At 45.5% G+C, this 12,213-nt stretch carries 12 protein-coding genes; 3 read left to right on the top strand and 9 right to left on the bottom strand.

Annotation, left to right across the window (positions count from 1 at the left end):
* Positions 1 to 345 precede the first annotated feature (345 nt).
* The 3 genes from U1I11_RS02955 (at position 346) to U1I11_RS02945 (ending at position 3,631) form a co-directional block, all read left to right on the top strand.
* On the top strand, positions 346 to 1,143 hold the full coding sequence (locus U1I11_RS02955) for an IclR family transcriptional regulator (RefSeq protein WP_322903668.1): 798 nt from the start codon (positions 346 to 348) through the stop codon (positions 1,141 to 1,143).
* Positions 1,144 to 1,201: 58 nt separating this feature from the next.
* Complete coding sequence (locus tag U1I11_RS02950; RefSeq protein WP_322903667.1) at positions 1,202 to 1,846, top strand: bifunctional 2-keto-4-hydroxyglutarate aldolase/2-keto-3-deoxy-6-phosphogluconate aldolase; 645 nt, start codon at positions 1,202 to 1,204, stop codon at positions 1,844 to 1,846.
* Between the two features lie 438 nt (positions 1,847 to 2,284).
* Entirely contained in the window at positions 2,285 to 3,631 is a 1,347-nt protein-coding gene (locus U1I11_RS02945; protein ID WP_322903664.1) for an MFS transporter, read from the top strand.
* 136 nt (positions 3,632 to 3,767) lie between these two features.
* On the opposite strand, the gene U1I11_RS02940 is transcribed toward U1I11_RS02945, so the two are convergent.
* The 9 genes from U1I11_RS02940 to U1I11_RS02900 all read right to left on the bottom strand — a co-directional run bounded on the left by U1I11_RS02940 (position 3,768) and on the right by U1I11_RS02900 (position 12,112).
* Complete coding sequence (locus U1I11_RS02940; protein WP_322903662.1) at positions 3,768 to 4,058, bottom strand: barstar family protein; 291 nt, start codon at positions 4,056 to 4,058, stop codon at positions 3,768 to 3,770.
* Between the two features lie 188 nt (positions 4,059 to 4,246).
* The gene (locus U1I11_RS02935; protein ID WP_322903660.1) at positions 4,247 to 4,690 is read right to left on the bottom strand and encodes a ribonuclease; all 444 of its coding nucleotides are present in this window, start codon (positions 4,688 to 4,690) and stop codon (positions 4,247 to 4,249) included.
* A gap of 456 nt (positions 4,691 to 5,146) precedes the next feature.
* Positions 5,147 to 5,455, bottom strand: a complete 309-nt coding sequence (locus tag U1I11_RS02930) for a barstar family protein (RefSeq protein WP_322903658.1) — start codon at positions 5,453 to 5,455, stop codon at positions 5,147 to 5,149.
* Positions 5,456 to 5,858: 403 nt separating this feature from the next.
* Entirely contained in the window at positions 5,859 to 6,980 is a 1,122-nt protein-coding gene (locus tag U1I11_RS02925) for a glycerol dehydrogenase (protein WP_322903657.1), read from the bottom strand.
* A 399-nt stretch (positions 6,981 to 7,379) separates the two neighbouring features.
* On the bottom strand, positions 7,380 to 7,700 hold the full coding sequence (locus U1I11_RS02920; protein WP_322903656.1) for a cupin domain-containing protein: 321 nt from the start codon (positions 7,698 to 7,700) through the stop codon (positions 7,380 to 7,382).
* Between the two features lie 1,130 nt (positions 7,701 to 8,830).
* The gene (locus tag U1I11_RS02915; RefSeq protein ID WP_322903655.1) at positions 8,831 to 9,580 is read right to left on the bottom strand and encodes an HAD family hydrolase; all 750 of its coding nucleotides are present in this window, start codon (positions 9,578 to 9,580) and stop codon (positions 8,831 to 8,833) included.
* 38 nt (positions 9,581 to 9,618) lie between these two features.
* Positions 9,619 to 9,777 (bottom strand): hypothetical protein, encoded by a 159-nt coding sequence (locus U1I11_RS02910; RefSeq protein ID WP_322903653.1) that lies wholly within the window; start codon positions 9,775 to 9,777, stop codon positions 9,619 to 9,621.
* Between the two features lie 33 nt (positions 9,778 to 9,810).
* Positions 9,811 to 10,848, bottom strand: a complete 1,038-nt coding sequence (locus U1I11_RS02905; RefSeq protein ID WP_322903651.1) for a zinc-dependent alcohol dehydrogenase — start codon at positions 10,846 to 10,848, stop codon at positions 9,811 to 9,813.
* A 22-nt stretch (positions 10,849 to 10,870) separates the two neighbouring features.
* A complete protein-coding gene (locus U1I11_RS02900) occupies positions 10,871 to 12,112 on the bottom strand; it encodes an aspartate aminotransferase family protein (protein ID WP_322903648.1) in 1,242 nt (413 codons plus the stop codon).
* Between the last annotated feature and the right edge of the window lie 101 nt (positions 12,113 to 12,213).

Raw genomic sequence — 12,213 nt, 5'->3', positions numbered from 1 at the left:
TCCATTACTCCCTTTCCCACTGAATAAGCATTGGGCAAACTTCTGACTAATGATAAAATAGCAACGATGATACTTGCGCCAACATCTGTGCATAACGTTGAATACGCATACAATTATTAAAAATTTAAGTTCGCATATGCGAACAAAGTTCCTAATATCGAATCATTAGCTTTAGCGTATACCGTTTTTATTTGGATTACAATAGCTTCTTCCGTACAAAATTACAATTTTTTTTGTGGAAAAGTTATTGAATTTCAAAAATGTTGTCTATATAATAGGCGTTGTATTCGATATTACGAAACGTGTTCACATATACGAACTTAACAACATGTTAAAGGAGTCCATATGGAAAAAATTCGTGTGAACAAATCTGCTGAACGGGTCGTCGACCTGCTTGTGTTGCTTGCCAAAAGCGAATTGCCACTGACGTTAAATGAAATCTGTAAACAATTAGGTTTGCCCAAAAGTAGTGCTTTTGAGTTGGTTCAAACGTTACTGTATAAAGGTTTCATTGAGTTGGATGACGCGCGCCTGAAAACGTATCGTCTGGGGCTTGGTGTTTTCGAAACAGGGATGGCTTATGTATCTAATCTTGAGCTTCCTCATTTGGCAAGGCCACTCATGCAAGAGTTGAACCGACAAACAGGCAGCACTGTTTTTTTAGGGATCGAAGATAAAAGTAAAGTCGTCTATTTAGACAAAGCGGAAAGCTATTCGGTCATGCGTCCGACCGCTAACCTTGGTTCTCGACGTTATATTCATACGACCGGTCTGGGCAAGTCTCTGCTGGCGGCAATGTCGGATCAACGTGTAACCCATTTGCTCGGTGACGGCGATCTGCCTTCACGTACCGTATTTTCCAAAACTACGCTATCTGCACTGCTGCAAGACTTGCATGCGATCCGCAAACGCGGCTATTCCATTGATGATCGTGAGGATAATTTGGAAATCTATTGTATCGCTTCCGCCATTTATGATCAATGGAATCAACCAGCCGCCGCCATTAGCGTTGCAAGTATGTATGCCAGCATGAATGAACAACGCGAGCAAATGATTGTACAATTGGTCAAAGAAACCGCACTCAAACTATCCAATCAGCTTGGCTACCGTGGACAACAATTGTATACCGATTTGGCTGACTAATCGATTTCTTTGATCACAACGCAATAAGCAGATGAATAACCAATTGGAGGATAACACAATGTGGAGAAAGCTAGACAATCTCAACAGAATTGCTGAGACTGGCATCGTACTGATTATCCGTCTAGATAGCGAACAAGAAGCGCTAGCGGTTGCCGACGCAGCTGTTCAAGGCGGGATCAAAGCACTGGAAATTACAATGAGTGTGCCTAATGCACTCGGCATCATTCGTACACTGTCCGACAAATATAAAAACGATGATGTACTGGTAGGGGCAGGGACAATATTAGACGCTGAAACCGCACGTGCTGCCATTCTCGCTGGTGCTGAAATGCTCGTCAGTCCACAGCTCAATTCGGATATGATTGATGTCGCTAATCGCTATCAAGCTATAACGATCAGTGGCGCCTACACACCAACCGAAATTTTCGATACGCTGGAAGCGGGCGCTGACATTGTGAAACTGTTTCCTGCCGAAACGCTTGGGCCACAGTTCGTCAAAGCGGTCAATGCACCACTTCCGCAAGCACCAATCGTGCCAACCGGTGGCGTAACACCGCAAAATGTGCATGAATGGCTTCAAGCAGGCTGCATCGGCGTCGGTGTAGGTAGCTATATTACGAAAGCTGCACAGCAAGACGGCGACTATAGCCGAGTGACTGCTGCTGCGCAGGAGTTTGTAGCTGCTGTAGCCGCAGCACGTTAACTATAGCCTACACATTATTATAGACAGCAACGTTCTGTACAATATAGACATGTAATAACTATTGCAAACGATAGCGTATACATTGGACGGAGCATGTTTCATGTAATATGCTCCGCATTCCCCAATGTGACGATGTAATGGACGTGGTATGTTGATTGTCGGTTATGGCGGAATGATTGTATTTTTTCAATCTATTTTGTAAACGCAAACATTTAACTTGATAGTACCCTATACACCTACTGACGAACAAACGATCGCTGACCCTAGGCAAAACAGATATCATACTCAATCATCAACGGTATTATTTTATAATTTACGATTCGCTTGCTGTAAAGTTATATCCAATTTCAATTCGTATAACAACCTTTTTTAGCTATTTTATTTAACTTTATTTTATTTAGATTCACATATTCAGTTTATTATAAGGAGTGTTGACAAATGGCTACCCACTCTACTCCATCACCGGGCAAAACTGCATCGCAATCCCCGCTCACTTCCAAACCGAAATTGCGCTGGGGCATCGTCATCCTGCTACTAACCGGAGCGGTAATTAACTACTTGGATCGTTCGAATTTGAGTGTCGCCAACACGACGATCGCTCAACAATTTGGGCTTTCCTCCACACAAATGGGCTTGTTATTATCGGCATTTTTGTGGCCTTATGCGATTGCCAATTTGCCTGCCGGTTGGCTGGTCGATCGCTTTGGACCTCGTAAAATGTTCGCCTGGGCATCTGGCTTATGGTCAATCGCCACATTGATAAGCGCCTTTGTCAATTCCTATTCACTATTGTACGCCATGCGAATGTTGCTTGGCGTATCCGAGTCGCCATTTTTCACTTCCGCATTAAAGTCCAACGAACGCTGGTTTGCCAAAAAAGAGCGTGGAGTACCCACTTCCATTATTAACACCGGTTCACAAATCGCTAATGCGATTGCTCCGCCATTGTTGACTGCTTTGATGTTAACGATGAGCTGGCGCGGAATGTTTATTGTGATCGGGATTGCCGGGCTACTGCTGATGATCATTTGGCTCAAAATATATCGTGATCCTACATTTGCCGAACAACAGCTTATCCATGCAGCCGATCATGAACTAGCCAACAGCACATCAACTGTCAACTCACCTACGAGCGAAGCACAAACAAGCGCAACGTCCACTGCCAGCTGGTCTTCTCTATTCAAACATAAAAGTACATGGTTTATGATTATCGGTAACTTCGGCATTATGTTTACGATCTGGGTTTATCTGACGTGGTTGCCAAGTTATTTGGAAAAGGAACAGGGCTTTACCCTCAAGCAGACGGGCTGGATCGCTTCGATTCCATTTATCGCCGGCATTATCGGTGTCCTTGTTGGTGGGATCATTTCAGATTATTTCATCCGCAAAGGTGTACATCCGATTACGTCGCGCAAAGTGCCGATTGTGGGCGGTGCAGTACTGGCAGCCGCCTCGGTTGCACCAATCCCATTTATCGATAACACCGTACTTAGTATCATCCTATTGTCGGTTGGCTACTTTGCTTCTCAGTTACCATCCGGTGTAATCTGGACATTGGCAGCCGATATCGCCCCAGGTGAGCAAGTCGCTTCGCTCGGTGCCATCCAAAACTTTGGCGGCTTCCTCGGTGCTGCACTTGCGCCGATCATTACCGGTTTGATTCTTGATAAAACCGGCAGTTTTAACGATGTATTTCTGCTTGGAGCCGGTTTATTGTTGCTGGGTGCTATCTCTTATGGCTTTTTCCTCAAAAAACCGATTGCACGTACAACATCGCCTAACTGATTGCCTGCACACTGATCATCGCAAATAGGTTCACGAAAAAAACCGACCTTAGTAGGTCGGTTTTTTGGGTTGATATGCAATATCGTTCAGTAACGATATCCAATAACGTTCAATTAACGTTCAATAACTAGCAAGCTTACACATGTGCTTCATCTTCAACTATAAACGTAAAGCCAATATTTTCATTTTGCGCTTCTTCCAACAACGCACGTACACGCTGTGCCTGTGCACCAAGTCGCTGCTCACTGACATTATAATGAAGCCAGTGTAGCTCCAGCGGTAATTCAATCATTCCGGTAATACAATCCCACAGTGCATCCAGATTGGCACCGTAAAATTCCGGCAATTCCAATTTTTCCTTCAGTTGTTCATGCAGTTCACACTTAGTATGAAAATCTTTACCGTCGATTGTAACAGTCTTCATCATGTTGCCTCCCTATACTACTACACTATAAATTAGATTATAAATGCCGTACCCATTATGTATGTGGACATTATTCATTATCATTACATTACCACAATAGTGCGATTCTGCCATCCTGCCACCAATGATCGGCAGCTAGACATGACAGAATCGCTAGCATAGTTGCAGTTTCCCACTGCCTCTGTATGCGTTTATCTCATGCGTGTAAAACTTTCATAATGATCGGTCGTTTTATAAATTAGCCCATCGTTAGAATACAGTACGCGTTTGGAATTGCGGAAGCCGGATGTGTAATCGATGTCCGCTTCACGCCATACGCGTCCGCTTGCTTTAGGCAACAAGCCTTCACGGTTGCTGAACGTATCGCCACCGATACTTTTGCCTGGAGCGACATCTGCCAAATTGCCTTTGGACGATACCCAGCCAAGTGCACTCGCCTGCGATTTAGTTATGTAATTGCATGGCAGCTTGCCATTAGCAGCCACATAATTGGCTACACCGTCAAATGTGTTAATAATCGTACATGTTGCCGCCGATGCTTTATGCGTGTTGGCAGCAGGCAGCGCTTGTGATCCTGCCAAAAATACAACTACTAGCATCATAGCAAGTAAAGCTGTTGACCAAAACTTTTTCATCTTGTCATCCTCCTGTATACGGTACAATGTTGAATTCAATACCCTAAAATAATGAAATCATTTATAGATATCAACCTTCACTTACCAGTTATACCATATGATGTCGTTAAAATCTTTAATTTCACCGTTTAATTTTGTAAAATTTTAAATAATTGTTTGTGTTATCCATATTTTCAACACTATCATTCGTCACCACTCACTTTGACCTAATCTGTCTATTCGAATTGCTACTGCTAGCGTTACACATATACCAACGCAAAAAAGCCGCTGCCCTTTGCCATACGCTCTCCTGTCACTAGTTAACTTCCTAGCACAGCATAACAGCAATAAAAGGACATGCGGCTTTTCAATTAAGTACTACATTCGTATAGTATCCGCACCGTATACGCTAACGATTAGCGTACTAGGCGGATCATGATATGTCGCTTTCAGTTGATGTTTACTAGCTAGCTATACTCAAAATGCCATCGCATCGCTGCTTTGCAGCACCCAAACCCGGAAGCCATTGCCTTCGCCTTGCACTTCCTCCATCAATCCAAGCACCTGCTCGGCATAACTTCCGAGCCGTTCATAGCTTAGCTCATAATTCAACCATTCAATTTGCAGTGGCAGCTCAATCTGCCCGGTCAATCCATCCCATAGTGCATCGAGGTTGGCACCATAGTCGGCAGGCAATTTTAACAGCTGACACAATGTCATATGCAGTTCTTCCACCGTAGCAAAATCTTCCCCGTTTAATACAACTGTCTTCATATTTGTTCTCATTGCCCACACCCTACCTTGTTCAACATTTGTATACCTTATTTACAGTCTCCGGCATCTCAACGTGAACCTGTACGTCTGTCTGCAGTCGCCCATTCCCGAGCGTTACTGTGTGATGTCACCGCTTCTGTATCGGACAGAATCGGTACTGCCTGTTTATGCCTGTAAAAATTGTTGATTGCTTGCTATTTATTTCCCCCTATCTTTTATATCATATTCAGACGATAAATAGACCGATTTTATTGTGGATTTTTGTAAAAAATAAAGTGACCGGAGCAGCAGCAAATCCCTGCTACTAGATGGCTAACAGCAGGGTCTGCACAGATACGATGTTTTTAACTGTTAAAAATCGAACGGAATCGTTCAAAAGCAAAGGTCAGCTTATGTTATCATAGCCAGCGTTGGTTTACCCTCGTCCATGTTTTTGCTTATAAGCATGCGAATATTGGTCGGCAGCGATAATCGCATCTTTCACATCCGCAGCAGTGACCGGAAACGGCAAATTATGCGCCGTTTCATCCGGCTTCGTTGCCGCTTCAGCAACACGATACAAATCATCGTCCGTCACATTGCCAATATGCAAATCTTCCAACGTTACCGGCAAATCAAGACTCATATAAAAAGCGATATATTTTTCAATTTCCTGAATCGGTCGCTGCTCTAATGCTAACTGAGTCAATGTACCAAAAGCAACTTTTTCACCATGTGTCATATGGTGGATATCCCCTTCCAACACGGTAAAACCGTTATGGATCGCATGCGCACCAGCTAGACCGCCACTTTCAAACCCAAGTCCGCTTAGCAGCGTATTCGCTTCTACGATCGCTTCCAATGCAGGCGTTACGACTTTACGACGCACCGATTCATAGGCGAGCAGACCGAAGTCAAACAGCGTCTCCTCGCATTTGCGAGCGATCGCTTCTGCCGCCAATGTGGGCAGACCACCAGCCATCGTGTTGGCGCGCGCTTCGATTACCGCTCTCGCTTCCACCCAAGTAGCGAGCGCATCGGCAATACCGGAAGCGAGAAAACGCGGCGGTGCAGCTGCAATAATAGCGGTATCAACCAAAATCAGATCAGGATTTTTCGTATAAAATTTATAGCTTTCAAATATACCTTCATCCGAATAAATGACCGACAATGCACTGGTCGGCGCATCGGTGGAAGCGGTCGTCGGTACGATCACCGTATAACCGCCGAGCGAATCGCTGACCGCTTTGGCGGTATCGAGCGTTTTGCCACCACCAACACCGATCACGATGCGTGTACTATGCTCGCGCCCGGTTGTAGTCAGTCGCTCGATCTCATTGGTCGACGCTTCGCCATTGAATACAACTTTGACATACTCGACCTCAAATTGCTCCAAGCTTGTCAGCACCTGATTGCCAGCGATATCCCATACGATTTCATCAGCGATGACGAGTGCTTTGCTATTATTATCCAGCGCTTTTACATATTGTCCGGCTTTGGCGATCACATCGCGCCCTTGCACATATTTGCCGGGACTAATAAATACACGTTCTGTCATGACAATCGCTCCTTTCTATTGTAAACATCGCATCCTATACACATTATGCACGCAGATGACGGACACGAATGATTCACGAAGGCTATGCGCTCCAAATATGTACCTATCCTTATTGCATTTATTGTTATATCCATTGTAATGGTAAAATGTTGGACGGCTCCTACTCATAGCCCTCGTTATGTTATTCACCATAATCAGCCACAGGTAACCGAACAATTCCGCACAATCGTGTGAAGAAGCGTCGTGTCGCCTGTGGCTAATATGCAGACCAAGTTAAATGTTAATTTTTATTGTGTACTGAAATGCTGATCAATACGATCTTAAAACAGCTCCAACACTCAAATTAATATCGGTCAAAGTAGTCGGACAGCTTGGGGGCTAATGATTTTTGCTAGTGAGCTATCGCTTCAGCAAATCTTCGCGAATCGGGGTGAACGCATCCAGCAATGCCGAATTCTCCTCTAACGCTAACACACCATGACGCGCATGCGGCGGAATCGCAATCGTCTCGCCTGCGCTTATCGTCGTATGCACACCGTCAATCGTAAAAATAAATGATCCGCTCAAACAATAACTCATCTGCTGATGTGGATGGCTATGTTGATAGCCTTCTGCTCCTTTTTCAAAATGAACCTCCATCATCATCAGCTCATCCGCCGCATTCAAAATACAGCGTTTTACGCCCGGCTCTGCCGATTCCCATACTCCAATATTGCTCATCTTATCCAGCTCCTTTGTCGATTTAAGGTAGTGTGTTATCGCTTTACCTATACAAAAGCTTCTATCGTACTGTGTTAAATGGACTCTAACCCAAATGTGCTCCTGTTCATTATAAAATATACCGTTGCTGCGCTGACACCGTTAAATCGATTGTGAAAGGGGGGACAAAACGACTGAACTCGTTATGCTTAACCTGATGATCTAGCCTAATAAATAAACGATCGGGCGGCATCGAAATTATACATTACGATCCGCTAGGGTCAATGAATATGCAAAACTTCGCCGCTTCATATCTATCATGCTAGGGCGTGTACGCAAACCTGGTAAGTTAAAGCATTCACCGCTGCGGGACGGAATAAGGCGACGGACTCCCGTCTCGCACAGGGATGTACGGAGTAGGAGTACATTCCTGTGCTCAAATCTGTAGGGGATTTTGCTACGCAAAAACCTTTTTTCATTTCACCTCGTGTTTGAAAATCGCAAACACTGAAGCAGTATGGTATTTTGCTACGCAAAAACCTCTTTTCATTTCACCTCGTGTTTGAAAATCGCAAACACTGAAGTCCATCCTTTCCCTTTATTTGCTTCCGTCCGTTCCCTGCTTCTCGCATCCTATGAGCTTGCGTACACGCCTAGTAAAAACTTTTTATTTAACTATGTAGCAAATATGTTCAAACTGACTTAAACGTTAGTAAAGCTGTATTTCACTTACATGTATATCTCTACAGTACAATCGTCGCTTGCTCTTATTACAATATTCCGTATAGCCGCGAGCGGTCAGATTCGATACATACGTACCTGACCGCTCACAGTATAGGATGACGCCAATACTATCATCAATTGTTGGGTGATGCCTGGCGTCGTAAGAAACAGCATGCTTCCATACACTATATTCGTAATATTCGTACACTCTAAACGTAATGTTGTTCGTCTTCCTTTGCTTGCGCTTACAACATTACATGATTAAGCACATCGATCGTCGCTCTATTCAGATGCGGCTGCTCGATTACCAATCACCGGCTTGCATGACTCAGCGTTGCATCGTGCGATATTTGCGTGAACTGACTTACTGCACATTAGCACGACATAACTTCATTGCCAATGCACCATCTACCGCTCACTGCCTATCATTACTGCGCGTTTCTTCTATAGAAAGGCAATTGCCCACGCAAGGCAAACAATTCTGCGTAATTGTGAATGACCGTATGCGCCTGCTCCAAATTTTGCATACCAGAGCCAGGATTTTGATGCCCGATGCAGCGCATGCTTGCAGAGCGGGCGGCTTTTACACCATTGCGGGAATCTTCGATCACCAAACAACGTTCCGGCTGCACGCCGAGCATCCCGGCTGCATGCAGGAAAATATCCGGCGCCGGCTTACCATGCGCCACTTCTTCACCGCTTACTATGCCTTGAAAATAGCCACGCAGTTCCAGCCGCTCCAAAATTAGCTCGATCAGCGCACGCGGTGACGATGAGGCAACAACCATCGGTATGCCTGCTTCATGCAGCCAGTCGAGCCAGGCAACTAGTCCCTCAAACGGGCGCAGCTCCGGATGTTTGCGGATCACATCCATCACATGCTGCACATGAAACGATAACATCTCCTCTACCGTACAGCTCAGCCTGTGCCGCTGCTGCACTTGCTGAAACATCGATGCAAGTGTTACGCCCACATACGTATGATGTTCTTCCTGCTCAACCTGTGCACCAAAATGAACAAACGTACTTTTTTCAATGTCAAAATAGATCGGCTCACTGTCGATCAGCACGCCATCCATATCAAAAATAACGCCTGCGATCGGCTCCACCAGCCAGTCCGCAGCTTGCCCTAAATGTGTATCTGCAACTGCCGATATACCCGTTTGCTCGCTTGTCATCGTTCACATTCCTCCTGTACTGTGCAATCGCTGTCCTGCTATCTTTTACCGGTGTACATGGCTGCCGGTTTCATTTTCTGTTCGCCACAGCCGTGCACATCAGTCACATCAGTCACATCAGTCACATCAGTCACATCAGTCACATCAGTCACATCAGTCACATCAGTCACATCAGTCACATCAGTCACATCAGTCACATCAGTCACATCAGTCACAAACTTATTTTGGCATCAGGTCGATTGAAGTACAACTTTAATTGCGCCAGAAGCGGTCGTTAATGTGCCGTCGTCCAAATCACAGCCGAGCATACGGAACGCTTCCTGATACGATTGTAGCGGATACGTATGTGTGATCAGCTTTTTTGCCGGTACGAGACCGCGTTCGATCATATAATGGGCAGTCGCGAATGTGCCGAGCGAATCGATCGAACCGATAATTTTGAGGCTGCGATCAACGACCTCTTTTGGATTAAAATGGCTCACCCCATCGCGCAAACCGACTAGCATCAAATAACCGCCATGCGCCAAATTGGACAATACTTGCGTACCGATCGCACCTGTCGTATCGACGATCAGATCGACTTGATGATCATCGGGCGAGATACCTTGCACAGCAGCATCAAAGGAAGCATACGTATCCCAGCGATCCGGAGCGATCGAACGAGCGAGCTCTAGCCGTTCCTCGGAAATGTCAACGATACTGCCGATTACACCTTTGGAAGCGAGCGCATAACTGTACAGCATACCGATCGGCCCAGCACCGAGAATGATCGTCCGGAAATTCGGCAGCAACTGAATTTGATTAATGCCAGTCAACATACAACTGAGCGGTTCCGTTAATGTCGCTTCTTCATAACTGACATGATCGGCTAGCTTATACAAGAACCGATCTTCGGTCACATAATAATCGGTAAACGTACCATCACTGCTAACACCAGTTTCGGTTGTACTTTTATGCAGGCAATGATTTTGCCGTCCGGTACGGCACATTTTGCACTGACCGCAATAATACGTCGGATCGATGACGACACGATCGCCCGGTTGCAGATTTTGTACATTCGGCCCGATCTCGATCACTTCACCGGCGGATTCATGACCGAGAATAATCGACGATTTGGCATGGTATTTACCGCTAATAATGCCGAGATCGGTACCACATACACCGGTAGCGTGAATGCGTACGATCACATCATGATCGCCACGAATTTGCGGGCGTGGACGTTCTTCCAGTGCCACATCCCATGCTGAACGATAAACAAGTGAAAGCATTATCATTTTCCCCCTTTATAGATTAACCCATTTTTTGCAATACACGTTCCAGACGACCGACGATCTCGACAATTTCATCTTCTGTCACCGTTAGTGATGGACGTACTTTCACCACATTACCAAAACCATAACGCGAGCCGCGCAAGATTAGATTTTCTTCACGGAATGCCAAATCGACGATCGCATTCGCTTTGCGGGAATCCGGCGCGCCATCTGCATCGACGATTTCCAGCCCCCACATTAAGCCAACACCACGCGCTTCACCGATCGTATCAGGATACAGCTCTGCCAGTGGGGACAGTATATTGCCGAGCAATTCGCCTTTGGTGCGCACACTTTCAAGGAAGCCAGGTGCGGATACAACTTCCATCGTCGAACGCGCGGCTGTTAGCGAAATCATATTGCTGCCGGATGTAAAAGAATGCTCGTGCTTTTCCAGCACATTGAGGCGAGATTGCATCAGTACGGCTGCCACCGGCACACCGATCCCACCAAGCCCTTTGGCGAGCGTAATCATATCCGGTTTAATATCAAATAATGTACTGGCATACATATAACCCGTGCGTCCGATACCTGTCTGCACTTCATCAGCGATCAGTAACATATCGTGCTCATCACACAGTTTACGCAATTGTTTGAAATATTCTAGCGGTGGAATAATATTGCCGCCATTGCCAAGAATCGGCTCGATAATCATGCAAGCGGTAGAACCGGAGCCGCCAAATTCTAGCTGATCGGACAGCGCTTCAATACATTGCATTGCGCAATGATCCGGGTCGCTTTGGAACGGGCAACGGTAGCAGTACGGTACAGGGACATGGAGTGCATTAGGAACCGAAGAATTCGGAAAACCTTTACGACGAAACGCATTGCCTGAAATACCGGTTGCGAACTGTGTCTGACCATGATGCGAATAATACAAACTGACAATATCGCGCTCACCGGTATATTTTTGCGCAATTTTGGTTGCACATTCATTAGCGGTAGAGCCGGTAATATCACGCATCCAGCCCGCATCAATTCCGTTCGGCGCTTCCTCCAACAATAACGACAGCACTTCCTCCACATACGGCTCGGTAAAAGAAGATGACATATGCGTCAGATTACCAACCTGCTCCTGAATCTTTTCCACAACATAAGGGTGATTGTAGCCTAGTGACAAGTTAAACGTACCGGATACCCCATCCAAATATTCATTCCCGGCATCATCAATCAAACGGATTCCTTGCCCAATCGAAAAACGGCTTTCTGTAGTTGTTGACATGTATAATCCCTCCACATGGATAGAATAGCAATACAATCGGACACCAATATTGCAATATGATGGGTCTGTTTATAGCCGAACTGCGCTTCTGTAATCTATAC

It is taken from the genome of Paenibacillus campi, from assembly GCF_034659835.1.
Lineage (GTDB): Bacteria > Bacillota > Bacilli > Paenibacillales > Paenibacillaceae > Saccharibacillus > Saccharibacillus campi.
This window is presented reverse-complemented; position numbering and strand designations above follow the sequence as displayed.